We start from the raw sequence: 25,545 nt of genomic DNA, 5'->3' as shown, positions 1-25,545 counted from the left end.
TGATTCCGCGGGCTCTTCCGCGCGGTGTGTGTGCATGGAGGTTGTACATGGCTCTTCCGTCTCAAACCGAGCGTCAAACCGAAATCGGTCGTTCATATGTGTACAGCCGCCGCACCCAGACCGCGGCCAATGGCACCCGGCTCGTTCTGATCATCGCCGCAACCCTTGTGCTCGCCGCGGGCGTTGTTTGGGGGATGCTGACCGTCGTCACCCGCCGCTCTTCGACCGGCACACTCCCGTCCGGTGACGGCAAGTCCGACGTCGCACGCTCCGTAACCCCGTCCAAACCCGCATCCTCCCCGTCGCTCGCGGCCCTGACGCCTTCGAACGATCCGGCCCACTCTCCGAAAGACCTCACTCCGGCGGGCGTCTCGAATCAGACGCCACTGCGGACCGATGCGCCGATCGTTCCACCGGGCGCGTCTTCGACCACTCCCGGCGCTTCGACATCGCCTGTCGTCATTCCGTCTTCCACGCCGACGCTCGATCCGTCGGGGCGACCGACGCCAGTGGACGTCACCCGGCCCGATCTCTCTCCCGATCCGGCACCGACGAAGTCAACCGTGACCGCTCCGGAACAGAACACGTCGCTCGCACCGACCGGCAGCACCAGCGAAGTTGCGGAGCAGATACAGGCGGCCGAACAGCGTGCCGCGGCGGGCGACTTGGTCCAGGCGCGCGCTCTTTTCAACAAGGCGCTGCACAATCCCAACGCCGTGCGCGAAGACCAGGAGCGCATCCGCCAGAAGATGACGGCCATCAACGCCGATCTGCTCTTTTCCTCCAAGGTTTTTCCGGGCGACCCGATGACCGAGACCTATATCGTGAAGGGCGGCGACAACCTGATCAAGATCACGCGGAACCGTGAGGTGGCGACCGACTGGCGCCTCATCGAACGCATCAACGGGATCAAGGGCAACACGCTCCGCATCGGCCAGAAACTCAAACTCGTGCGCGGGCCCTTCCATGCGATCGTCCACAAGGGGGACTACAGGCTCGATCTCTTCCAAGGCTCACCCGATGTTCCCGACTCGTGGACGTACATCCGCTCGTTCAAGGTCGGGCTTGGTACAGGCAACAGCACACCGATCGGCAACTTTGTGGTAAAGCCGCGCAGCAAGCTGGTGAACCCGTACTGGGTAAACCCGCAGACCGGGCAAAAGTTCAGCGCCGACGATCCCAAGAACCCGATCGGCGAATACTGGATGGGGATTGAGGGCGTCGGCGACAGCAAGACGATCACCGGTTACGGCCTCCACGGCACGATCGAGCCGGACTCGATCGGGCAGCAGAAGTCGATGGGTTGCGTGCGACTGGGCGACGATGACATCAAGCTGCTCTACGAGATGCTGGTCGAACAGATCAGCGATGTGAAGATCGTGCCGTAGTTCGCTCGGCGAATACATCTTTTCGTGCTGGGCCGGGATTCGCTCGACGACGTACGCGCATGGTAAACTGAAGCGTCGATTCCCAAGAACTCCGGGAGGATCGCGATGGCCCTGTTCCGAAAAAGCGGCGAGTTACTCAAACAGAGCTTCGCAGTCCTTCGCCAGGACAAGCAGCTGCTCATCTTCCCGATTCTGAGCACCATCGCCTGTGTCGCGGTCCTGATTTCCTTCGCGGCGCCGTTCTTGTTTGCCGCGATCGCGGGTGACTTCGCGCAGCGTCACGAGCAGCGGGAGATCAGCGCCGGCATGAAAGCGATCGGCTTCGGGCTCACGTTCCTTTTCTACTTCATCAACTACACAATCGTCGTGTTCTTCAACACCGCTCTGGTTTCGTGCGCCATGGAGCGGTTCAACGGGCGGGCGTCGACGGTTTCAGACGGGCTTCGCGCCGCGGTTTCGCTGCTGCCGCAGATTCTCGGCTGGGCTTTGCTCTCGGCAACGGTGGGAACCATCCTTCGCGCGATCGAGGAACGCGTCGGTTTCGTGGGCAAGTTGATCACGGCGCTGGTCGGCGCCGCGTGGAGCATCGCGACGTACTTCGTGGTTCCGGTGCTCGTTGTCGAGAAAGTCGGACCGGTCGACGCGGTGAAGCGCTCGGTCGAAGTGCTCTCGAAGAACTGGGGACAGGCGCTCGTCAGCAACGTCGGCCTCGGGCTGATCAACGTCGGGCTTTTTCTGCTTTGCGTGCTCCCGGTCGCGATCGGCGGCGCATTGAGTGTTTCGATTCAGCACTGGATTCCGGTTGCCATCGGTGCGTTCTTCACCGTGCTGCTTCTGATTGTTTTTTCGCTCGTCACGAGCGCGATGCGGATGATTCTGGTGGCGGCGTTGTACCGTTTCGCGGCCGACGGGAGCGTGCCGCCGGGGTTTGTCGAGAGCGATCTACGCCGCGCGTTTGCGCCCAAGAAATCCCCCGCGAACGAAACGACGAATTGAGGCCGAGAGCAGCCCCGGCGGAAGACGCCGAAGTCCTCTCAAAACCGCCTGTTTTTCAGGGCTTTTCTCAGCTCAAGAATTGGCCGTTTTTCCGCCGATTTTGCGGGCGCTCGCCTATCATTGGTGATCAAGTTTTCTGCCCATTGTTTGTGTTTTGATCGGATTGGATTTCGGAGTGGTTTTGCGATTCGCACGCCGCTTGCGCGGCAGGAGATTCAGGCTTCGCAATGACCCGCGCCCGACCCAATTCCGCCGCTCCGCGCGCCGTCGATGCCGACGACGTGCACATCGAGGTGAAACCCGTGACCCAAGCTTCTCCGAGCGCCCCCACGCCGAATCCGACCGCTTCGACACCCCCGGGCGCGACCAGCGGCAAGTACGGCGCCGAGCAGATTCAGGTGCTCGAAGGACTCGAGGCGGTGCGCAAGCGACCGGGCATGTACATCGGCGGCACCGGCATCAACGCGCTGCATCACCTCGTGTACGAAGTCGTTGACAATTCCATCGACGAAGCAATGGCCGGCCACGCAACCTTCGTCAGCGTCACGATCCAGCCCGACGGTTCCTGCCAGGTCATCGACGACGGGCGCGGCATCCCGACCGATCCGATGAAGCACGACGACCCGAACCTCAACGGCAAACCCGCGATCGAGGTCGTGCTCACCAAGCTGCACGCCGGCGGAAAGTTTCAGCAGGAAGGCAGCGCGTACAAGGTCTCCGGCGGCCTGCACGGAGTCGGCGTCTCGTGCGTCAACGCGCTCAGCGAATACCTCGACGCCGAGGTCTATCGCGACGGCAAGATCTACGCGATCGGCTTCGAGCAGGGACACGTCACCACGAAGCTGCACGAAGTCGGAAAGATCCCGCCCAATTCCACGCGCGTCCGCGGGACAACCGTGACGTTCCGCCCCGATCCCACGATCTTCCCCGACACCACATTCAATTACGAAACGCTCGCCACGCGATCCCGTGAACTCGCCTATCTGAATCCCGGCGTGACGATCAAACTGATCGATGAACGGGTAGGGCCGGACGGAAAGGTTCGTACCGAGACTTTCCGTGCCGAGAACGGCCTGCTCGAATATGTGCAGTACCTCATGACCGGAAAGAACGCCGTCGCGTCGCCGGTCTATCTCCGTCGCGAAGATCCGGAGCAGACTCTTGTCTGCGAAGTCGCGATGCAGTATCACGACGGATACAACGAGACTCTTCTCAGCTTCGCGAACAACATCAACAACGTCGACGGGGGCACACACGCCCAGGGGTTCAAGGTCGCGCTCACCCGCACCATGAATTCCTACGCAAAGAAAGCCGGGATTATCAAGGACAAGGACCCGGTGCCGAGCGGCGAAGACCTGCGGGAAGGCCTTGTCGCGATCATCAGCGTCAAGCTCCCCAGCCCCACTTTCAACAACCAGCCGAAGGAAAAGCTCCTCAATCCCGAGATCGAAACATTCGTCTCGCAAGCCGTGGGCGAAGCGCTCGAGAGCTGGATGGAAGAGCATCCGCAGGAGGCCAAGCGACTCTGCCTCAAAGGAATTGTGGCAGCGCAGGCACGCGAGGCCGCCCGCAAGGCTCGCGAGCTCACGCGCCGAAAAACCGCGCTCGACAGCGGCAGCATGCCCCACAAGCTCCGCGACTGCAAGACGCGGAACGTGGACGAGGCCGAGATCTTCATCGTCGAAGGTGATTCGGCAGGCGGCAGCGCGACCCAGGGTCGCAACGTCGAAACGCAGGCGATCTTGCCGCTGAAGGGCAAGATCCTCAACGTCGAAAAGGCCCGGATCGACAAGATCCTCGGCTTCGAGGAAATCCGCACGCTGATCGCGGCGCTGCGCGTCGGCATCGGCAACGAACTCGACCTGAGCAAGCTGCGCTACGGCAAGATCATCATCATGACCGACGCCGACGTGGACGGCAGCCACATCCGCACGCTCCTGCTGACGTTCTTCTTCCGCCAGATGCCCGAACTCGTGCGCAAAGGACACATCTACATCGCTCAGCCGCCTCTTTATCAGGTCTCCAAAGGACACGGCAAAGCCAAGCGCGCCTGGTACGTTCTCAATGAAAAAACGCTCGACGACTCTCTGACCAATCTGGGCCTCGAGACCGCTGTGCTGGTCGTGCGAGACATACTCAACGCAGCTCCCGGACGCGAAGCCGCCGAGATCGCTCGCATTGAGGGCGACAAACTCAAACGCGTTGTCTTCCTCCTCAGCCGGCTCGATGAACTTGTCACCATCGCCGAGCGCCGCGGCGTGAAGTTCGTCGACCTCCTTTCCGCCCGTTCGAAAGACCCCTCCGGCAAGGGGCGGCTGCCCGCCCGTCGAGTGAGCTGGCGCAACGGCGACGAGTACGCGTGGACCGAAGAACAGGCGCTCGAGGTCGTCGCGAGGCACAAGCTCAGGCTCGCCGACTCCGGCTCGACCGAAGCGGGCACCACATCTGGTTCCAGTTCCGGGATCACGGGCGAGAACGTCGCCGTGGTGCGCGAACTCCACGAGAATCGCGAACTCGACCGCATCTTCCTGGATCTGGGCGGTCTCGGGCTCTCGATCGATGACTTTGCGCTGGTTCGAGAGGAATCCGCGGCGGGAGAAAAAATGCCGGCGAAGTTCGCTTGGGTTATGACCGGCGACCTTCCTCCCGTGCCCGAAGCGACGGACTCCGCGATGGACGACGACGCCGAAGGATCTGCCGAAACGGGAACTGTGAAGGCAGCCATCGCGCCGCGCAACTCACGCGTGATCGAAGCGAGCAACCTTCTCGAGATTCTCGCGTCGCTTCACGAGCTCGGGCGGCGCGGGCTCGAGATCAAGCGGTTCAAGGGTCTGGGCGAAATGGACGCCGAGCAATTGTGGGAAACCACGATGGACGCCACCAAGCGGGTCCTGCTGCGGGTCAATTGGGACATGGCCAGCAACGCCGACGCGATGTTCTCGGTCCTGATGGGCGAGGAAGTCGAACCCCGCCGCAAATTCATCGAGGACCACGCTCTGGAAGTCAAGAACCTCGACGTTTGAAGCCGGTTGCCGTTTTTCCCGGGCGATGGCGTGCGGTCTGTAGGGACGCGACGATTGTTGCCTTGCTCCGGGCCGTTCGCCTCGTTCATCGCGCCTCACGATGCTCCCGATAAAGAGAGTCGGGGGTATCGATGGCGGAACTCAAGGGCCGAGACAGCACCAAACAGAGCGTCGGACGCATCAACACGCTCGGCCTGAGCATCGCGGATCTTGCTGCGCTGCTCAAGCGGCTGGATGAAGCCGATCAGGCGGCGTCCGCGAAACAGCGGCGATTCAAGCGCCGCCAGTTCCGCCTCGCGTCCCTCGAAATGGAAGTCCATCACGCCGGAAGCGTTCCGACCAAATTGAGCGTCGTCTGCCGCAACATCTCCAGCGGCGGCGCCGCCCTCTTGCACAATTCATTCCTTCATCTCGGAACGAAAGTCGTGCTCAATTTCCGCAACGCGGCGCGGGGCAGCGTCTCCGTCTGCGGCAAGGTCGCCCACTGCGCTCATGTCCGCTCGCTCATCCACCAACTCGGGATCAGATTCGATCAGCCGATCAAGCCATCCGAGTTCCTTCAACTCGATCCGCTCGACGACTGGTTCACCCTCGAGAACGTGAAGGACGAGGAGATGCGCGGCTGCATCGTGCTCGCCGGCACCAGCGACATGGAGAGCAAGCTTGTCCAGAGCTACCTCAAGGGAACCGACGTGCGTCTGCGCTGCGCGCGCGATCAAGCGACCGCGATGGCGCAGGCGGCGGACGGCGCGGACCTCATCATCCTCGATCCCGATCAGAAAAAAATTGATCTCGGACCGTTCCTTGATGCCGCGGCGGAAGCCGGGCTCTCCACTCCGATACTCGTCGTCACGGCGCGCGGCCCCGACGAGCGTCGGAAAATCCTGAACGAGCTCTCACCCGCCGCGGTGCTCGCCAAGCCGCTCACGCGGGATGTCTTCGCGCGGGCAATCGGTGAATTCCTGATCATCGGCCGGTCCGCCGCCTCGACAGTGAGTTCGATGCTGCAGGACGATGAGAAGAGCTCGATGCTGCCCGAGTTCGTCCGCAGTCTCAACGCATCGGCCAGCGATTTGCGCGAACTGCTCGCCAGGAGCGAACTCGACGCGACCCAGGCAGTCTGTTCCCAGATTGCCTCCGCGGCGCCCGCGATGGGCTTCGCCGGAATCGGCTCGTTGGCCGAACAAGCCGTCCGCTCACTCACGCAGACCCGCTCGGTGGAATCCTCCAAGGCCGTCCTTCAGAGAGTGATCGGCGCGTGCGAGAGCGCGCAGGCGACGCGCCGCACGGGCTGATCGCCGCGCTTCCCGGACCTGTCTTCGACTCCACCGCGCTAAGACTTTCCGGGAGCCTCAATTCATGCCCGTTCGCGACCGATCCATGCACGCACACTTCCGAAGCGGAGCGAAGAGGGAACAGGGCATGGACATTCGAGAGGGAACTGCGTCGTTGGGCAATCAGGGTGGGTGGCCCGAGGACTCGATCGGCGGACGGCGCAACACGCTCGGGCTCGATCTCAGCGCAGTCCGCGCTCTTTCATCACGCCTCGATTCATCCGACGGTCAACGCCCCGCGGAGCTCAAACGCGACTTTGTTCGTTGGCCCTTCCATCGTGAGCGAATTCGCATCCAGATCGATCAGCCGGGCGGAACCCAGTTGCTCCTGAAGCTCGCGTGCAGAAACCTCTCCAGAGGCGGCATCTCGCTCTTTCACAACGCTTTTCTTCACGAGCGAGGCCGATGCGTGCTCTGGCTGCCTCATCCCGCGCGTGGTGAAGTCGGCGTCTTCGGGAGCCTTGTGCGCTGCAAGCACCGGGGCGGGATGATCCACGAACTGGGTGTTCGCTTTGACCGGCCGATCGAAGCGAAGGAATACGTTTCTCTGGACGCCGGCGCCGAGATCTACAGTCAGGAACGCGTCTGCCCCGAGCGACTCTCGGGCTCTCTGCTCGTCGTCGATCCCGACGAACAGGAGCTGCGCCTCATCCGACACTTCACTCGAGAAACCAAGATCCGGGTGAGGAGCTGCGCCACGCAGACCGAGGCGCTCGCCGCGCTGCGCGAGCCGGCGGACCTGGTGCTCGTCGCGCTCAACCTGCCCGACGGAAACGCCGCCGAATTCATCTCGGCCGTGCGTGCCGTGGGCGTCCGCACGCCAATCCTCATCATCACCCCCGATATTTCGCGCCACTCCCGGATTGCGGCGCGGGCCACGGCCGCGGAAGGGGTGCTCGGGAAGCCCCTGAGCTGTGACCGGTTGCTCCGCGCGCTCTCCGAATTCATGGACGACGTGTCCGGAACAGGAACGGGCGCTTCGGTCACGACCATCTCGAAAGATGATCCCGCCGCAGAAGTCGTGCCCGAGTTCATCGCGCAGGTGCGGGCCGCCGCGGAACAGTTCCGAACCGCGATCCAGCGCGACGACGCGTCCGAATGCGAGCAACTATGCCTCATGATCGCCGGCGCCGCGCCGGTCCTGGGCTTCAGCGCGATGGTGCCGCCCGTCGAGCGTGCGCTCCAAATGCTCGCTTGGACCAGAAGCGCCAAGGAATCCGCCGTCGCACTCGCGGATGTGATCGCGGCGTGCGAACGCGCCAAGGCTGCCTGACCATCTCCCGACCCTCGCTAGCATGACGCGGAGCCCGCCATGGCAACATTTCTTCTCAAGTCCGAGCCCGGTGAATACTCGTATTCCGACCTCGAGCGCGACAAGCGCACGGCATGGACCGGAATCACCAATCCGGCGGCACTCAAGGCACTCCGCAGCGCTCGCGCGGGCGACGAAGCGTTCTTCTACCACACCGGCGATGAGAAGGCGATCGTCGGCCTCGCCAGGATCGTGAAGGGCGCCTATCCGGATCCGAAGAAACCGGGCAACACCGCCGCCGGCGAGACAAAGTTTCCGATCGTGGATCTCGCCCCGCTCCGCCCCGCCAAGGTTCATCTACCCCTCGCCACGATCAGGGAGGACAAACGGCTTTCTGAACTCGGCCTCGTCAAGCAGACCCGTCTGAGCGCGATGATCGTGCCTCCGAATCTGGACTCGCTGCTGCGGAAGCTTTGCGGGCTGTGACGTGTTTCTGCGGGTCGAGCGGACGCCTCCAACCCGCGGCCTCTTCCGAAATCCGGCGTCCAATATCCCGCATCAAAAAGGGTGGCCAACGGGACTCGAACCCGCGACCCCGAGGATCACAACCTCGTGCTCTAACCAACTGAGCTATGGCCACCATCTCGACCCGGCCAGGTTCTGCACCTGCGTCGGGCGGGGAGAAGGATACGAGCGCAACCCGCGTTCGTCTCGGAACGGGGAATATCTCATTTCTTTGGCGAGGAACGCGCCCGTGACACGGTGAGCCCGCTGAGTGCCGGAACTTCCGCCGCGTCATTGAAATACTCGAGGATCCACGCAAGCCCGCCCGTGCGATAGAGGTCGACAAACATCTCGACCGTGCCCGGGCAGTATCGGTTGCCGATCCCCTTCTGCAATTCGGTGATCGCGCGTTCCGCCGCACCCTCTCCCGTGTCCCGCCGGTACGGACGCAAACTGGTCATCGCATCGAACGAATCGATCACGGCGAAGTAGCGCGCCGCGACCGGGATCTCTTCGCCCGCGAGCCCGTCCGGATATCCCAAACCGTCGAACCGTTCGTGATGCGACCGCACAAGGTCGAGAACCACGGAGTCGGATTCGCCCATGCGCAGCAGCCGCTCGTGGCCGAGCGTCGTGTGCGTCTTCATGATCTCGAACTCGGCGTCGGTCAACTTTCCCGGCTTCTGCAGAATGCCCGACGGAATCTCGATCTTGCCGATGTCGTGCAGGGCCGCCGCAACTGTCAGACGCTCGAGCAGATCAGGATTCGCGCCTGCTTTCTCGCCCAGCGCGCGTGTATACAAAACCACACGCCACGTATGCGCCGCCGTGCTCATGTCCTTCGCTTCGAGAAGGCCGACAAGCGCCTGGATGATCTCGGGTGACATCAAGCCGGTGAGGGTACGCGTTTAGGATGTTCGACATCCGAGGGCCGCTTGATCCTGATCAGAAGCAGAGACTGATCATCCGCAGCGGGCCCGAATTCCCGGACCCGCCGGAGTACTCGGTCGTACACATCATGGAGCGGGGCACCGGCCGCGACCTCGCCGCGGATCAGCTCGTTTGCAGCCGCAAGACCGAATTCGCGATCGGAACTGTCCCGCACCTCCACAAGTCCGTCGCTGAAGATGGCGACCACATCTCCGGGCCGGACAGCCGCCCTTCCGAACGTGAAGTCGATCGGGTGGTCCAGCCCGAGCGGGAGATGCTCGTTCTCGAGTTCACGGCTTGCGCCGGAGTCGGACAGAACACACAGGATTGGCAGATGACCGGCCAGCGCGTATTGGATCTGCCCTTCACCGATCCTCACGCACGCGAGCGTCGCAAACATGCCGGGCTTGGTGAGATCACAGAGCACGCGATTCACGTCCGTGAGAATCGCTCCCAAATCACCGCCGGCGAGCAGCCGAGTCCGGATGCTTGCTTTCAGCATCCCCATCACGATGCCCGCCCCCACTCCGTGCCCGGAGACATCGGCGAGAAACAAGTCGAACTCCCCGCTCTCCTCGCGCACGACCAGGTCGATCAGATCGCCGCCCATTTCACTCGACGGTTCCGATCGCGCATACACCTCGACTCGATCGGTCGCGACCTCGAGCGCCGGCACGATCGATTCGTGCATCAACCTTGCCACATCGAGTTCGGCCCGGGATCTCGCCCCCACCCGCTCGAACCGCCGAATTACGGTCACGAGGATGATGTAGCCCGCAACGATCGATGCAACACCGGCCACGATGTAGACAAAGCGATGCGAAGCCGCGGCGGCTTCGGGTACGAACATGGGAATCCCCAGGCTGGAGGCGCCGATACTCAGCCCCCAGGGCACGAAAAACGACCCCGGAGCCACCAGCGCCAGCCATGCGTATCGGCGGAACACAAACGCCGCGGCCCACCCGATCGAAGTGAACCCACCGACGAGTCCCGAGATCACCACAAAGGTCGGTGAGAACGGGCGCTGCGGCACGGTCATCAGGAAAACCGGCATCGGTGCAAAAACAAAAAAGATGCCGACAAAGAGAAGCCGCCAGCTCGCGCCCTGAAGTCTCCCGGATTGGATGATTCCCGACATCGGCGCTCATACTACCGAAAGCGGGTACTCATTCGGTCTCGGCCGCACGACCATCGGATGCTCGCGTCCCGAGAATGTCCGTGAGCACATCGGCCTGATGATCAGCGTGGTAGCTGCTCCGCACCAGCGGCCCGCTCTCAACAACCTTGAAACCGCGCTTCAGGCCCTCTTCCTTGAACATCGCGAACGTATCTGGGTGCACCCAGCGATCCATCGGGAGGTGATTGCGCGTCGGCTGCAGGTACTGACCGATCGTGAGAATGTCGCACGCGCCCGACCGCGTCCCGGTTCCCGCGATCACCTCGTCCATCAGATTCAGGATTTCCTCGTCGCGCTCACCGATGCCCACCATCACACCGGTCTTCGCCACGCCGCCCTGTTCTTTCACGCGCCTGAGCAACTCAACCGAACGATCAAACTTCGCGCTCGGCCGGACAGCGGGGTACATCCGCCGAACCGACTCGAGATTGTGATTGATGATGTGAGGCTTCGCATCGATCACCATCTGGAGCGCCGCCCAATTGCCCTCAAAGTCGGGAATCAGAACTTCGACGCTCATCGCGGGGCATGCCTCGCGTGTGCGGATGATGGTCTCCGCCCAAATGCCGGCGCCGCCGTCGGAAAGTTCGTCGCGATTCACGCTCGTGATCACGACGTGCTTGAGCCCCATCAACGCGAGACTCTCCGCAACTCTGCGCGGCTCGTCGCGATCGACGGTTGCCGGACGGCCCGTCTTGACGTTGCAAAAGCCGCACGCGCGGGTGCAGGTATCTCCGAGGATCATGATCGTCGCCACGCCGCGGGCCCAGCATTCCCCCATATTCGGGCAGCCGGCCTCTTCGCAAACCGTGTGCAACTTGTGATCCGACATGATGTTGCGCAAACGGTTGTAACCCGGGCCGCCCGGTACCTTCGCCTTGAGCCATGGTGGTTTGCGCTTGACCTGCAGCTGCTCGGGAGCCGTGCCTTGATTGTTCAGAATCAGCCCCGAGAGGCTGACCAGAGGCTGATCGATCCTCCGAAGCGGATCGCCCCCGGCGGGGCGAGGGTGCCTTGCCAGCGTCTTGGCGAGCGTTTCGGGGGTCATCCCCGGCGGCAGCATTCCATTGGGAGAGGCCATTGCGAATCACACTCTAGGGATAGCGGCACACTCGTTGCGAGGGGGCGACCGGCGAAAAGCCGCAGCTTCTGCGCGAACCTTTATCCCGCAGCAAGCGAAGGTCCGATCAAAAGCCTTCGGGGAATGAACCGAAGGATGCGTTGCACCCGATGCAGGACGGTGGGAAACGGCACATTTCTGCCCCTGTGGCCCCCAGAGAAACGTTTGACAACCGCCTGACGAGTGATACGGTGCGGACTTGCGGTCCAGAACCCAGAGAGAGCGACCGATGCCGAGCCAGGAGCCGAGTTTGAATCCGACAGACGCAACAACCTCTACCCACCTAGGCCCCGGACGGCTCTTCCAACGTTCGGTTGCAAGACTCCTCGCCGTCGCGGGCGCTGCCGCCGGCGTGGCGATGGTCGGATGCGAATCGGACTCGTTCATCGACCCCAGCGTGCTCGGCCGCTGGGAACACACCCCGACAAAGGTACCGGTGCTGGAGCGAATCGCCAGCATCGAAGACGCCAAGGGCGACCTCGTCGAGCACAGCGCTCCCACGCCCGAAGATCTGTACGCCGACCCGCGCGACTATCGCGTAGGCCCCGGAGACGCGCTCCGCATCGAAATCTGGGACTTCGTGCAGAGCGGCACCCCACCGGAGCTGTTCGAGCGCGTCGTCGATCCGGTCGGCATGATCGAATTGCCGCAGCTCGGTCGTCTCTTTGTTTCAGGCAAGTCGGTCGAGCAGGTGCGCGACACCATCGCCGACGGCATGAAGAAATACATCGCCGATCCGCTCGTCGGCGTGGACATCCGTGAGCTGCGCCAGCAGACCTTCACCGTGATCGGCGCGATCGAACGTCCCGGCCCGTACTTCATTCCCTCGATCGACTACAAGCTCATCGAGGCGATCACGGCCGGCGGGCGCATCGACGACAAGACCAAAGAAATCTTCGTGATCCGCCAGGTCCAGCTGGACGAGCGTGCCATGAGCCCGCGCGATACGCGCCGGTCGCCGCTTCCCGGTTCGGGCCCGAGCCGACCGGTCAATAACGGCGAATCGCCGCAAACAGTCGAACCGCCAAAGAGCGGCGAATCGCTGATCGACCTGATCGATCAGCTTTCGCAGCCGGGTGAGAAGCCGCCCGCAACACAGCCCGGCGCTCCGGCGCCGAAGCCGCCGGGCGAGCCGCCGGTCCAGATGCCGGACACTCCCGCTCCTGGCTCGAACCCGCCTCCAAACCCGGCATCGCCAAGCCCGACGCCCCCGCCTCAGCCCGCTCCCGAATCAACAAAGCCACCCGCACCCAAGCCGCAGGAACCCGCGGCGCCGCCGGTCGATCTCCCTTCTCCGGGAATGATGAGCGGATACACGTCGGGCCCGGTTCTCGCACGAAGAGAGAGCCGATTCGGCGACGAACCCAGCTCCGGGCGTGGTTCGAGCCCGACCATCGATCTCCCCGATCCGACTCGCTCGGCTCAACCGGCACAAAGCTCGTCTGCACCGCAGAGCTCGTGGGTTTTCATTGACGGGAAGTGGGTGCAGCTCGCGACGACTCCGACGGGTCAGCCGCGCGACAAGAAAGACCTGCCGACGGAGCAGCGCCGCGTGGTCGCGCAGCGCATCATCCGAATCCCGTTCCAGCAGCTGATGGAAGGCGACACGAGCCTGAACATTGTGGTCCGTCCCGGCGACATCATCCGCGTGCCCTCGATGCCCCGAGGCGAGGTCTATATCGCGGGCCAGGTGAACCGGCCGGGCGTGTACAACCTTTCCGATACGGGCCGTTTGACGCTTTTGCGCGCGGTGTCTTCTGCTTCGGGCGGGCTGTCAAACCTCGCGATTCCTGAGCGCGTCGATCTCATTCGCGTGGTGGGCGACGGTCAGCAGGCGATGGTTCGACTGGACATGCGCGCGATCGCCGAGGGCACGCAGCCGGATGTCTACCTGAAGGCCGACGACATGGTCAACGTCGGCACTAATTTCTGGGCATTCCCGTTGGCGGTCATCCGAAACGGATTCCGGGCCAACTACGGCTTCGGCCTTGTGATCGACCGCAACTTCGGGTCGGATATCTTCGGCGTGCCGCCCGAATCTCAGAACTTCTTTAACTAACCGTTTGCGGACAATGCAAACCTCTGCGATTCCCCGATTCGGCGTGGAACAGTCGTTTCATCCGCCAAAACCTTCGCCTCTCGCATGAAATCGGCCGTTTTGATCTGAACCCGATCCGCGTCGGATTTCGTACGGGTACTGCCGAACCGCCGGCCGATCGTTGTTTGGATTCCCGGGCTTTATGCCGGGGCCGAAGTGGTCGATCAGCCAAGAATCATTTCCTGATTCAAACATTGGCTAGTTTCCGGACGGTTTCACACCGAGGACCCGCAGAGTTGACGACTGTTTCGCAAAGCGTGCCCTCCGCTTCTCATCTCTCGGAAAGGGGTCCGGGAGCGGGACTGCGCGCCGGCGGAACGCCGGAAGAACGCGTCGCGGGGCTCTTTACGCCGCCGCAGATCGTCCTTTCCCTGCTGCTGGTGATCGGCGTCGGTTTTCTGTTCTGGCACTGGCTGCTGAGGCAACACTGGATGTCGCTCGGAGCGCCGAGCGACTGGGGACACGCCTATGTCGTCCCGTTCATCAGCCTCTATCTGCTTTGGCGCGAGCGCGACTCGATCGTTCGAACCCGGGCGACAACTTTCTGGCCGGGAGTGCTGCCATTCCTGCTGGGAATCGGCGCCTATTTCGTTTCGGTCGTCGTGATCAAAAACCACATGATCCAGGGGCTGTCGATCGTGCTCTCGATCGCGGGCCTCGCACTCTGGCTGACAGGTCCGAAGCTGTTCCGGATTCTTTTCCTCCCGATCGCCTATCTCGTGTTCGCGATCACCATCGCGGACCGGCTCATGATCGCGATCACATTTCAGTTGCAATTGATCGCGAGCCAGGGCGCGGGCTTTTTGCTGAGCATGCTCGGCCCGATCATGGGTTTCGCCGTCGAGGTCGAGGGCAACACGCTTCACGTCACACCCAAGGGCGGCGCATCGATCCCCCTGAATGTCGCGGAGGCCTGCTCGGGAATGCGGATGGTCATCGCGTTCATCGCGCTCGCGGGCGCCGTGGCACTGATCTCGGCGAAGCACTGGTGGCAGCGAGTGGCGGTCATCGCGCTTGCTCTTCCCGTCGCGATTCTGATGAACGTCATCCGCGTCGCGGTGCTGGGCGTCGCGAGCACGTTCGACGGCGAACTGGCAAAGGGCGATGCGCACATGATGATCGGCACCCTGCTGCTGCTCCCCGGCCTGCTTCTATTCCTGGGGATCGTTTGGGCGCTCGCAAAGATCGTCGAAGAAACGCCGGACCGGGCGATCGACCGGCCCGAAATCGAAACCAGAGGTTGGGCCGCCCTGCGCCGCCCATCTTACATGCTCTCGCTTTTCATCATGGTGATCTGCGGCGCGAGCATGACGGCCGGGATTCACTACGCCGGAATCCATCTTCGAAAGAAAGAGATTCAGGCGCCCGGAAATCGTGCGCTGATCTCCCTGCCCACCGAAACCCCGACGTGGAAGCAGATCGGCACCGACAAGCTCGAGTCGGCGGAAGTCGAAGAAACACTCGGCACCAAGAACTACATCACCCGATCTTTCATCCGCAAAGACCGCAAGGCCGGTGAGCCGCCGATGGAATTGCAACTTCACGCGGCGTACTACACAGGCGGAGTCGACACGGTTCCCCACATTCCGGAGCGGTGCTACGTCGGTGGCGGCATGACGGCGCTGCGCACGGAGAATGTGCCGCTGAAACTCGACCCGACTGTCTGGTCGCTGCACCCGGGAGTGGAGAACGCCGAAAAGCGCGGCATCTACCGCCAGCGCGTACCGAACTGGTCGCCCGACGGCGCGGGTTCGAGCGTCACGCTTCCGCGCGAGCCCGATTCGCTGAGGCTTCGCGTCACCGAATTCGCCGGCGCTTCGAACCTGACGGGACCGAAGATCTACGCCGGCTACCTGTTCATCGCCAACGGCGGCCACGTGAGCAGCGCCGAGGAAGTGCGCCTGCTGGCGTTTGATCTGCGCAGCGACTACGCGTACTACCTGAAAGTTCAGTTTACAAGCCGGACGGTTCAGAGCCCGGAAGAACTCGCCGAGCAGGCCTCGAGCCTGATGGGTGAGCTCCTGCCCGAGATCATGCGCTGCGTGCCGGACTGGGTGGAAGTCGAAGCCGGGAGATACCCGGCGAAGGAAGAGAGCAAGAATGCGTCGTGACAGCGGGGGCATCTAGCTCCCGAGGCCGTCGGCGCACTTCTTATTCATCGATCGAAACGGAGCCTTCTTCATGGCCGCGAAAGTCAACACCAAGTTTGTCGCAATCCTTGTGGGCGCTCTTGTACTCCTCGCCGGCGGCGTGGGTGCGGCGGCCTACATGGTGATGTTCAAGTCCGCAGCCGATCTCGCCAAGCAGGGCGATGCGTTGATGGCGGCGGGGAAGCCAACGGAAGCCGAGAAGGTGTACGGCAAAGCGGTCAACAAGGACGCCACTAATCTCACCTACCTCCGCAAATGGAAGGAATCGCTCGAAGAACTCGCGCCGCAGACTCAGACGCTCTTTGACGCAAAGTATCCGCAGTACACGCTGGTGCGCAAGAAGATCGCGGACCTTCAGCGGACCGACGTGCAGGCCCACAAGGACCACCTTGACGTGTACCTGCAGACAATGGAGAACGCCGGGTACAACCGGCAATTCGCGGAATCGCTCGCCCAGTCGGCAACAGACGCCCTCGCGCAGTTCGGGGACGCGAAGGAAGGAGACAGCGAGTCCCTGCGTCGCTATCGCGCTCTGGCGAACCTTCGCATCCTGACCGAATCGAAAAACCTCAAAGACTCGGAAATCGAAGCGATCAAAGCCGATTTCGAGGCTGCGTTGAAGGCCGATCCCGCCGACGTGGACAGCGTGGTCGGGCTGCACAACTGGTACGTGTACAAGGCGGATTTCGCGCTGAACAACCAGCAGCGTCCCGACGAGGCGGTGGAGTGGGCGGAAAAAGGACGCAACGTTGTCCGCGAATTCCGCTCGAAGGATCCGAAGGAACCTCGGACCGCGATGCTCGAGCTCGGCTGGATGCTGGCAGATGCAAAGCGCCAGGCATACGCCCTGAACAAGATGGAAGACCGCAAAGCGATCGCGGAACAACTCCGGGTCAATGCGGCAAAGAAACTCGATGAAGTCGCGGCGATCTTCAACGCGATGGACCCCAAGCAGATCGAAGCCTCGACTCTCTCGCAGTTCGCTTATCTCGAAATGCAACTCGATGACTCGGGCAAACTGCCACGCAGCCGCGCCGTGCTGGAGAAAGCGCTCGCGGCGCAGCCGGAAAACGCGGCGCTCCTGATCAGCAAGTCGGAGGCGGACGCGATCGCCCGGGACTATGACAACGCGATCGTGACGCTCCAGAAAGTGCGTGATCTCCCCAACCCCAAACTCGGGGTCGCAGGCCGTCTGCTCTGGTACCGCAAGGGCGACGCGCTCTTCCGGCAGGCCGCGCTGACGCTCAAGGCGCTCGAAACCGCGACCGACCCCGATCCCGCGAAAGAAAAGAAGCTGAAGGCCGACTGGCTCGAGAAGGCCAAGGCCAAGCGCACGGAACTCGCGAAGATCGAACCCGAAGGCTCGATGCGCATGCTCTTCGTGGACGGCAAGATCAAGCTCGCTCAGGAGGATTTCGGCGGCGCGCAGCAGCTGCTCCTGAGCTATCTCAATTTGGTGAACGATTCCGACTCGGAGGCCCTGGTCGCCGCGGCGAACGCTTCGTTCAGGTTGAATCAGCCGGGCAAGTCGCGCGAACTCCTCACCAAGGCTCTCCAGATCAACGGCGCGAACGTGCAGGCGATGGTGATGCTCGCCGAGGTCGAGTTGCGCCTGCGGAACACGACCGACGCGCTCGAAATGTACAAGCGTGCCGAGCAGTTCCTCCCGGACAACGAAGCGATCCGCGCCAGGCGAAAGGCCGTCGAATTGGAGCTCGGGCAGGGCACGACCGACGATCCCGTGGCGATGGTGCTCGCCGAAGCGAAGAAGCGCAAGGACCTGGGCGACGACAAGGGCGCCGCGCAGGTTCTCCAGCAGGGCGCGGAAAAATACAACTACGACGCGCGCATCACCCAGCTGATCGTCGCGCAGAAAGCCAACGCCAACGACGTCGAGGGCGCCAAGGCCACGATCCGCAAGGCGCTCGAAGTCAACCCCAACGAAGATCAGAAGAAGAACCTTCGTTCCGCCCTCGACATTCTGGACAGCGCCGACCCGACGATCGCCAGGATCAAAGCGATCGAGCTCGCTCCGAATCTCTCGGATGTTGATCGAAAAGTCATGCAACTGACGGTGTACTCGAACGGAAACGACAAGTACAAGGACGAGGCACAGGCGCTCGCGGTCGAACTCGAGCAGAAGTATCCGGACGAACCCATCGTCATGGAGACGCTGTTCCTCCGCGCGCTGCGCGATCGGAATATGGATGTGGCCCAGCAGATCGCCGAGAAAGCGATCGCCCGCAACGTCGACAAATACGACGGCGCCACGTTCAAGGCCCGCCTGCTCACGGCGCAGGGACGGCGTGGCGAGGCCATCGCGAGCCTCGTGCAGGCGTCGCAGCGATACAACTTCAACGTCGAGGCCTGGCGCGTCCTTTCGGCCTTACAGGTAGAGGACGGCAAAGCGACGGACGCCGCGGCAAGCATGCAAAGGGCACTGACGCTGCGCCCGGATGACGAAACCTCGATTCTCCAGTACGCGGCGACGCTCCAGGCCGCCGGTAAGCCCGACGATGCGTTGCGGCTGATGCAGGACAAGGCCAAGCTTTTGCCCGACTCGATGGCGATCCGCGATGAATGGCTGCGTCTCGAAGGTATGTACGGCGACAGGGAGGCAACCCTCGCCGAGCGCCAGCGAGACCTCGCCCGCGTCCCGGACAATCGCGCTTATCAGGTTCAGGCCGCGGCGCTCTACACCGACCTGCGCCGCTGGGACGACGCGCGCAAGCAGATCGACGCCGTACGGAAGTCGCAGGACGGACTGGACATTGTGATCATCGACGCAACGTGGAGCGCCGATCAGAGCGATCTCGTCACCGCCGAAAAGACAATGCGTGATTACGCGACGAAAGTGAAAGAAGGCGCAGACGGAAACGATCGCGCGGGCGAGGCGCTCGTGTCACTCGCGCGATTCATGGTCGCCCGGGGACGCCTCGATCGCGCCGTCGCGGCGCTCGAAGAAGCAAAGCCGCTCCAGGATCCCAAGCGATTGCAGGCGGATCGCATGCTCGCCGAGCTCTACCTCGACATGGCCGAGACCGACAAGGCGATCGCGGCTCTCCGCGGCATCTTGGATGCCTCGAAGGATTCGCCCGACGACACCGTGCGTCTGCGACTCGCGGAGGCCCTGATTCAGTCCCGGCGCTTCGACGAAGCCGAGAAAGAATTGACGCTCCTGAGCAAGGAGGGTCAGGAAGGGCCCGTCGCCATGCTGCTCCGCTCCGATGCGGCGATGGGACGAGGCAACCAGAAGGCGGCGATGGAGACTCTCGACAGAGCGGTCACGGCGTTCTCCAATAACGCGGGCGTGTTCCTGAAGCGCGCTCAAGCATCGATCGAAGCCAAAGGAAACGTGGCCGACATTCTCGCGGACCTCGATCAGGCACTCAAGCTCGATCCCCGCCTCTGGCAGGCGCACCAGCTCCGTGCCGTGATCTTCCAGTCGCAGGGCAGAAAAGCGGAAGTGGTCAATGAGATCAGGGCGATCCTGCGGATCGATCCGTCGCAGGACGAGATTCTGGGGCTTGGAATCCGCATGCTGTGCGCGGACGATCGCGATGACGAAGCGGTCGCCCTGGCAGAAGACGTCGCCAAGCGCCGCGGCGCGCCGGGCACGCTCTACGCCAATGTCGGCGACCTGTTCGACATGATCGGACGGGGCAATCGCGCGCTGGCGTTCTACCGCACCGCGATGAACACCGACTCGCGCACGGCGCACGTGGTCCGCTATGTGAACGCGCTCTTGGCGCAGAAGCCGCCGAATACCACCGAGGCGGAAAATGCGCTCAAGAAGGTTCAGGACCGGATCGCCAGGGATCCGGAATTGCTCCTCGCCCGTGCAGGCGTGCGGCGGTCGCTCAATCAGATTCCGGACGCGAGAAGGGACGTTGCCGCGTCCATGAAACTGCTCCCGGAGAATCAGCCCGAGGCAATGCAGACGTGGTTCCAGACCGGTTACCGGTTGCTCGGCCCCAAGGAATTCGGTGCAACGCTCGACGGGATGGCGAAGGAAGGGGGCAATCCGGACTGGATCGCGTTCTTCCGCGCCCGAATCCTGGCGGACGACGCCGCCACCCGCACCGCCGGGCTGGATGCTATCAAGCGCGTCGCAGAATCGACCGCCAACCCGGGCCTCGCCTCCCTCGCGTCACGCGAGTATTCCGGACGGCTTTACCTCGCCGGTGATTTCGAGGGCGCCGCCGTCGCGATGAAAGCGATCATCGCGAAGGATCCAGACGACGCCGACACCCTGAACAACCTTGCCTACCTCCTGGGCAAGGACCTCAACCGACCGACTGAGGGTATTGAGTACGCGCAGAAAGCTGTCGACCTGAAACCCAAGAGTCCGGAAGTTCTCGACACGCTCGGGTTGCTCTTGCTGCAAACGGATAAACTGCCCGAAGCGCAGAAAGTGCTGGACCGGGCCATCGCGATCGCGGCCTCACCCTCCACGCAGGTCGCCATTCTGCTTCACCTGTGCGAACTTCAGCTCCGCCAGGGCAACCGAGACGAGGCAAAGGCGTCCTTCGGGAAGGCCCGCACGCTCTTCCAACAGGTGCAGGGTCTTACGCAAGAACAGCAAAAACAAGACCTCGCAAGGCTCGAAAAGATGCTGGAGACCCCTTGAGGCTCAGGATTTCCCGTCCTTAGCCGATCTATATGTCGCGGCAACGTCCGTTCGCACGAACACCGCGTGCGCGTGGATCGAACCGCCTGACGGGGAAGTTCCCGATACCGGAATCCCTATCAGAACACGATCGTCTCTTGAAATGAACTTGATCGAGATGAACAAGGTGACACCATGACGACGCCTCCGACCGGTTCGAACACACCCCAAGGACCCAGCGGCCCGAGGCCCCCATCGGGCGGCGCGCCCTCGGGCGGCGCCGGCGGCGTCACGATCGATCCCATCAAGTTGTTGATGAAGTACAAGTACATTCTCGCCGGCGCAGCCGGCGTGGGTATGGTGCTCGGGGTCGTCGCGTACATCCTGCTCCTGAAGTTCCGCCCGGTGTGGACGAGCTCGGCCGTCTTCGAGGCCTTCACCCCCACCGCCAACATCGTGAGCCCGACCGGCGTGGGCACGATGGAAAGCCAGAACGAAATCGAGCGCTTCATGCTGACGCAGGCTCGCCAGATGACGCGCGAAGATGTGCTCATGCGCGTCGCGACAGATCCGCGACTGATTCGCGAGGCACAGTCATGGGCGAGCCAGTTCGAAGAGGGCGGCAAACTTGACACCACCGCCGCGGTCAAGGAGCTTCAGGACAAAGTCGCGCGGACACGCATTATCCCGGGCACCAGGCTGATCGAACTCTCGGCGTCCTGCCGCTGGAAGGAAGACTCCACGGCGCTCGCCAAGCTTCTGCGCGAGGCGTACATGACCGAATTGCGCCGTGTCGCGGGCAGCAGCACGCTGACGCAGCGCGATCAGATCCAGGCGCAGCTCGAAAAATTCAACATCGAGCTCCGCGACCTGCAGACACGCCGCGACGCGTTGCTGCGCGACGCCAACGTGACTTCGAGCAGCGAACAGGGCAGCGAGACCATGCAGCGCCTGTACATCCTGAACACGCAGATCCTGGATGTGCAGAACCAGATCCAGCTTCGTCGCGTCATGATCAAGCAGCTCCAGGATCAGCTCGACAATCCCGCGGGTATCCAGTACACCGACCAGATCAAGAGCGAGGTGGAAGAAGACCCGCTCATCATTCACATCAAGCAGGGGATTCAGTCGGCCGAGTCGGAGCTCAAGGGCATGCTCATGCGGGGAATGACGCGTGAACACCGCGAGTACAAGCGCACCGATTCGGTGCTCCAGGGCATGAACCAGAACCTGATCGCCGAGCGCGAAGCGCTCATGCGCAAGCGTTTCGACAGCAACCTCGAGCAGATGAAGATCATGCTCCAGTCGCTTGAGAACCAGGAACGCGAAATGACCAAGGACCGCGACACCATCAGCGAGAAACAGCAGGTGGCGGCGCGCACGCTCGCGCAGGTGAAGGACATCGAAGAGAAGATTCAGAACATCCAGCGGTCGATCGCGTCGTTCACGGAGGATCAGCGCAAGATGGCGATGCTGGCGGAACTCCCCACGAGCAACCGCGTCGTTGTCGCGAGCGAAGAGAGACTCCCGCGTGAAGTCTCTTCGCCGAAACTGTCAGTCGTGCTGCCGGCATCGATGCTGGGCGTCGTCGGGCTGGTGACGGCGCTGATTCTCGCGATCGAGCTGATGGACAGCCGCGTCAAGGGGCCCGCGGACATCGCGCTCATGCCCAGAATGCGTCTGCTCGGCTGGATCCCGGACTCATCCGAAGATCCTTCGGGCGCGGGCGCGATCGAAACAACTTTCCGCGATCGGCCGCGCGGCGTCATCGCCGAGAACTACCGCCAGTTGCGCTCCGTGCTCGCCAAGCGCCTCGTCCAGGCCGGTCACAAGTCGCTGGTCGTCATCGGCGGCATGCCCGGTTCGGGTTCGACCAGCGTCATGTGCAACATGGGCCTCGCCTGGGCCGCGGCAGACAAGAAAGTCCTGCTCATCGACGCGAACTTCCGGCGACCCGGGATGCACAGAGTCTTCGCGCTGCGCGAGACGCCGGGTCTCGCCGACGTCTTGACAGGCACCCCCGTCGAGGACGCGATCCAGCACACCAGCGACGCCCGCCTCGACGTGCTGAGCGCCGGCACGCGCGAGAAGCGCGTGTTCGAGATGTTCAGCGGGGAGCGCCTGAGCCAGTTGCTCGCCGAATTCAAGGCCAAGTACGACCTTGTTTTGATCGATGTCGCACCGGCGCTCGTGGCCAGCGACGGCCTCGCAATCGCGAATCGCGCAGACGCGAGCTGTCTCGTCGTTCGTGCGATGGGCGAGAAACGCGGGCTCGTCGGGCGCCTCCGGAACGACCTGAGCGAGGCCCGCGGAGAGTTCCTCGGGGTCGTGGTCAATGCGGTCAAGCCTTCCGCGGGCGGCTACATCCGCGGCAACATGCGCGCCACGCACGAGTACCAGAATCCGGGCGAGGCGACCGCCGCCGCGTAGCCTCGGGCCGTTCTCATGCCCGAGCCCAGACCATCCGATTCCCGCCCGCGGCGCTCGCTGATCACGGGCGGCGCCGGCTTCATCGGTTCGCACCTGACCGAGCGGCTCCTCGCGCGAGGAGACCGGGTCACCGTCATCGACAATCTTTCCACGGGGCGCGCGACCAACGTGCGCGAGCATCCAAGCCTCCGATTCATCGAAGCAAATCTGAGCGACGAGCTTTCGGCGCTCGGATCGGGCGAAGTGTTCGATGAGATTTATCATCTGGCCGCGGCCGTTGGCGTCGGTCTGGTCATGAAAGATCCGATCAGCGCCGTGCGCACCAACATCGAGCAGACGATCGCGCTGCTGGATTTCGCTGCGAGCCGCTCCGCGCCGGGCGCGACCGCGCGCGGAATCCCCACGCTGATCGCGAGCAGCTCAGAGGTGTACGGAAAGAGCGCCAAGTCGCCCTACAGCGAATCCGACGACGTGACCTACGGGCCGACAAGCGTGTCGCGCTGGTGCTACGCCTACAGCAAGGGCATCGACGAGTATCTTGCGCTCAGCTACGCAAAGCAGCGCGGATTGGGCGTCGTCGTCGCTCGGTTTTTCAACACGGTCGGCGCACGCCAGGTCGGCGACTACGGAATGGTTCTGCCCAGGTTCGTGAGCGCGGCGCTCGCCGGAAAACCGTTGAAGGTGCATGGCGAAGGAAAGCAGTCGCGCTGTTTCTGCGATATCTCGGATGTGATCGACGCGTTGCCGAAATTGCTTTCTTTGCCGGGCCGCAGGGGCGAGGTGTTCAACATCGGTTCGGATCGTTCGATCACCATCCGGGAACTTGCCGAACTGGTGATTCGGGAAACCGGATCTCGTTCGGAGATCGAGTTCGTTCCCTATAGTGAGGCGTATCCGTCGGGCTTCGAAGACCTGGCCGATCGCCGACCGGATTTGACGAAGATTCGGAACGCGATCGGGTTCTCGCCGAGAAAGACCCTTGAGCAGACCATCCGGGACGTGGCCGGTTGGCTCTCGAGTTCGGCCGCGGACGGCATGCGCGAAGGACGTGAGAGGTGAACAGGGCGCCAGAGCGAACCGGGTGCGCGTGTCGGACGATTCGGGCAACCATGCCCTGGGTTGTCGCATGGTGCGCCGCGACACCGGTTCAATTTGCCTTTGGGCAGGATGCCGGTGCGACAACCTCCGAACTCGAAAAGGGTTCGAGGTGGGAAATCTTCAACGGCTATGCGTGGATCATGGCCATCGCATTCGTCGTGACGCTGTTCACGACTCCGCTCATGCGGAAGCTGGCAATCGCTTTCGGCGTGATCGATCGGCCGAGCGAAAATCGGAAAGTTCACCGCATGCCCGTCGCCTATCTCGGCGGCGTCGCCGTCTTCCTCGGCATACTCGCCGCGATCCTCTACAGCTACGCCTCGATGGGCTGGGCGGGGCTTGTGGAATACCACTCTTCGACGCACGTTTCCGAGCCCGAGCAGCGAATCGTCCCGCTCTTTGTGCTCTTTGGAATGACCGTCGTCGTCGTCGTCGGTCTGCTCGACGACGTGTGGGGGCTCGCGCCCCGCGTAAAAATCGGCGGGCTTTTGTTCGCCGCGGCTCTTCTTGCCATTGACGACATCGGGGCTCGCGTCGCGGCGCAGGTGCTCTCGCCGCTCGGCACGTTGCTCGGCAACCCGAGCTTGGTCTTCACCATCCCGTTGCCGTTTCACTTGCTCGGCGCGGAGAGCGCCGGGATTCACTTCGACCTTGTCTACTGGGTCGGAACGGCGATCATCGGGTTCTTTGTGCTCGGCGCCTGCAATGCGACCAACCTGATCGACGGGTTGGACGGATTGCTGACGGGAACGACCGCGATTTCGGCCGCGGGATTGCTGATAATCTCGCTCGGACTTGCCGCGGCAGACGATGGCGTGCGCGACACCCAGCGGCTGGTATTGTGCATGGCGCTGCTCGGTGCATGCCTCGGATTCCTCCCGCACAACTTCAACCCGGCAACGATCTTTCTCGGTGATGCGGGATCTCTGCTGCTCGGCTACACAACCATCGTGATCATCCTGACGCTCGGCGCCACCGATAAAACCCACCTGATGATGGCGGGGCTGATCGTCTTCGCCGTGCCGCTGATCGATACGTGCCTGGCGATTGTCCGTCGAAAAATGGCCGGACAAAGCATTTCGAGCGCGGACAGCGACCACCTGCATCACATGCTGAAGCGGTCGCTCGGCGTGAAGGGCGCTGTGCTCGTGCTCTACGCGATATCGGCGAGCTTCGCAACGCTCGGCGTGCTGGTGAGCATGGGCCGGGCTCGCGTGGTCTACATCATCGCGCTCATGCTCGCTTCCTTCATCGGGGTGACCGCGATCAAAATCGCCCGGCGCAAATTCATCGAGCAGCAGGCCATCGATTCCGAGGCCCGCAGGGCGACCCAGACGATCATCCTCAACCAGCCGCCCCCTCCGAGCGGCCCGCCCGTGGGCGTGGCCGGCGAAGCCGCTTCCGCCAGATAGCACCCCTCAAATCAATTGTTTCCG

At 62.8% G+C, this 25,545-nt stretch carries 15 protein-coding genes and 1 tRNA gene; 12 read left to right on the top strand and 4 right to left on the bottom strand.

The annotated features are described in order from the left end of the window. Positions 1 to 47: 47 nt before the first annotated feature. From KF691_04520 to KF691_04495, 6 genes are all read left to right on the top strand, one after another. Entirely contained in the window at positions 48 to 1,388 is a 1,341-nt protein-coding gene (locus tag KF691_04520; GenBank protein ID MBX3388700.1) for a L,D-transpeptidase family protein, read from the top strand. A gap of 105 nt (positions 1,389 to 1,493) precedes the next feature. Then, positions 1,494 to 2,384: a hypothetical protein gene (locus KF691_04515; GenBank protein ID MBX3388699.1), complete on the top strand. Its 891-nt coding sequence runs from the start codon at positions 1,494 to 1,496 to the stop codon at positions 2,382 to 2,384. Positions 2,385 to 2,611: 227 nt separating this feature from the next. Beyond that, positions 2,612 to 5,407: a DNA gyrase subunit B gene (locus tag KF691_04510; GenBank protein ID MBX3388698.1), complete on the top strand. Its 2,796-nt coding sequence runs from the start codon at positions 2,612 to 2,614 to the stop codon at positions 5,405 to 5,407. 131 nt (positions 5,408 to 5,538) lie between these two features. Next, a complete protein-coding gene (locus tag KF691_04505) occupies positions 5,539 to 6,702 on the top strand; it encodes a PilZ domain-containing protein (GenBank protein ID MBX3388697.1) in 1,164 nt (387 codons plus the stop codon). A 127-nt stretch (positions 6,703 to 6,829) separates the two neighbouring features. Continuing rightward, on the top strand, positions 6,830 to 8,014 hold the full coding sequence (locus tag KF691_04500; GenBank protein MBX3388696.1) for a response regulator: 1,185 nt from the start codon (positions 6,830 to 6,832) through the stop codon (positions 8,012 to 8,014). 39 nt (positions 8,015 to 8,053) lie between these two features. Further along, positions 8,054 to 8,479, top strand: a complete 426-nt coding sequence (locus KF691_04495; GenBank protein MBX3388695.1) for an EVE domain-containing protein — start codon at positions 8,054 to 8,056, stop codon at positions 8,477 to 8,479. Positions 8,480 to 8,559: 80 nt separating this feature from the next. Here the strand turns inward: KF691_04495 and KF691_04490 are convergent. The 4 genes from KF691_04490 to lipA form a co-directional block, all read right to left on the bottom strand. Next, a tRNA-His gene (locus KF691_04490) sits at positions 8,560 to 8,633 on the bottom strand. Positions 8,634 to 8,721: 88 nt separating this feature from the next. Continuing rightward, entirely contained in the window at positions 8,722 to 9,387 is a 666-nt protein-coding gene (locus tag KF691_04485; GenBank protein ID MBX3388694.1) for an HD-GYP domain-containing protein, read from the bottom strand. Then, complete coding sequence (locus tag KF691_04480) at positions 9,384 to 10,565, bottom strand: serine/threonine-protein phosphatase (protein ID MBX3388693.1); 1,182 nt, start codon at positions 10,563 to 10,565, stop codon at positions 9,384 to 9,386. Before KF691_04480 ends, KF691_04485 begins: the two co-directional genes overlap by 4 nt. A 28-nt stretch (positions 10,566 to 10,593) precedes the next feature. Next, on the bottom strand, positions 10,594 to 11,685 hold the full coding sequence (gene lipA / locus KF691_04475; protein MBX3388692.1) for a lipoyl synthase: 1,092 nt from the start codon (positions 11,683 to 11,685) through the stop codon (positions 10,594 to 10,596). A 289-nt stretch (positions 11,686 to 11,974) separates the two neighbouring features. Here lipA and KF691_04470 point away from each other — a divergent pair, with 289 nt between their 5' ends. The 6 genes from KF691_04470 to KF691_04445 all read left to right on the top strand — a co-directional run bounded on the left by KF691_04470 (position 11,975) and on the right by KF691_04445 (position 25,521). Continuing rightward, a complete protein-coding gene (locus KF691_04470; protein MBX3388691.1) occupies positions 11,975 to 13,783 on the top strand; it encodes a polysaccharide biosynthesis/export family protein in 1,809 nt (602 codons plus the stop codon). 275 nt (positions 13,784 to 14,058) lie between these two features. Beyond that, positions 14,059 to 15,933: an exosortase/archaeosortase family protein gene (locus tag KF691_04465; GenBank protein MBX3388690.1), complete on the top strand. Its 1,875-nt coding sequence runs from the start codon at positions 14,059 to 14,061 to the stop codon at positions 15,931 to 15,933. Positions 15,934 to 16,003: 70 nt separating this feature from the next. Beyond that, complete coding sequence (locus tag KF691_04460; protein MBX3388689.1) at positions 16,004 to 20,602, top strand: tetratricopeptide repeat protein; 4,599 nt, start codon at positions 16,004 to 16,006, stop codon at positions 20,600 to 20,602. A 174-nt stretch (positions 20,603 to 20,776) separates the two neighbouring features. Continuing rightward, the gene (locus tag KF691_04455) at positions 20,777 to 23,011 is read left to right on the top strand and encodes an AAA family ATPase (GenBank protein MBX3388688.1); all 2,235 of its coding nucleotides are present in this window, start codon (positions 20,777 to 20,779) and stop codon (positions 23,009 to 23,011) included. 15 nt (positions 23,012 to 23,026) lie between these two features. After that, positions 23,027 to 24,070: a GDP-mannose 4,6-dehydratase gene (locus KF691_04450; protein MBX3388687.1), complete on the top strand. Its 1,044-nt coding sequence runs from the start codon at positions 23,027 to 23,029 to the stop codon at positions 24,068 to 24,070. Between the two features lie 50 nt (positions 24,071 to 24,120). Beyond that, entirely contained in the window at positions 24,121 to 25,521 is a 1,401-nt protein-coding gene (locus KF691_04445) for an undecaprenyl/decaprenyl-phosphate alpha-N-acetylglucosaminyl 1-phosphate transferase (GenBank protein ID MBX3388686.1), read from the top strand. Positions 25,522 to 25,545: the final 24 nt, after the last annotated feature.

It is taken from the genome of Phycisphaeraceae bacterium, assembly GCA_019636555.1.
Lineage (GTDB): Bacteria > Planctomycetota > Phycisphaerae > Phycisphaerales > UBA1924 > JAFEBO01.
Note: the sequence above shows the minus strand (reverse complement) of the source record. Positions and strands in the feature narration are given on the sequence as shown.

Bases quoted from the DNA above. Each gene is read 5' to 3' on its own strand.
- KF691_04520 (MBX3388700.1), top strand. From the start codon at position 48: ATGGCTCTTCCGTCTCAAACCGAGCGTCAAACCGAAATCGGTCGTTCA.
- KF691_04515 (MBX3388699.1), top strand. From the start codon at position 1,494: ATGGCCCTGTTCCGAAAAAGCGGCGAGTTACTCAAACAGAGCTTCGCA.
- KF691_04510 (MBX3388698.1), top strand. From the start codon at position 2,612: ATGACCCGCGCCCGACCCAATTCCGCCGCTCCGCGCGCCGTCGATGCC.
- KF691_04505 (MBX3388697.1), top strand. From the start codon at position 5,539: ATGGCGGAACTCAAGGGCCGAGACAGCACCAAACAGAGCGTCGGACGC.
- KF691_04500 (MBX3388696.1), top strand. From the start codon at position 6,830: ATGGACATTCGAGAGGGAACTGCGTCGTTGGGCAATCAGGGTGGGTGG.
- KF691_04495 (MBX3388695.1), top strand. From the start codon at position 8,054: ATGGCAACATTTCTTCTCAAGTCCGAGCCCGGTGAATACTCGTATTCC.
- KF691_04480 (MBX3388693.1), bottom strand. From the start codon at position 10,565: ATGTCGGGAATCATCCAATCCGGGAGACTTCAGGGCGCGAGCTGGCGG.
- lipA (MBX3388692.1), bottom strand. From the start codon at position 11,685: ATGGCCTCTCCCAATGGAATGCTGCCGCCGGGGATGACCCCCGAAACG.
- KF691_04460 (MBX3388689.1), top strand. From the start codon at position 16,004: ATGGCCGCGAAAGTCAACACCAAGTTTGTCGCAATCCTTGTGGGCGCT.
- KF691_04455 (MBX3388688.1), top strand. From the start codon at position 20,777: ATGACGACGCCTCCGACCGGTTCGAACACACCCCAAGGACCCAGCGGC.
- KF691_04450 (MBX3388687.1), top strand. From the start codon at position 23,027: ATGCCCGAGCCCAGACCATCCGATTCCCGCCCGCGGCGCTCGCTGATC.
- KF691_04445 (MBX3388686.1), top strand. From the start codon at position 24,121: ATGCCCTGGGTTGTCGCATGGTGCGCCGCGACACCGGTTCAATTTGCC.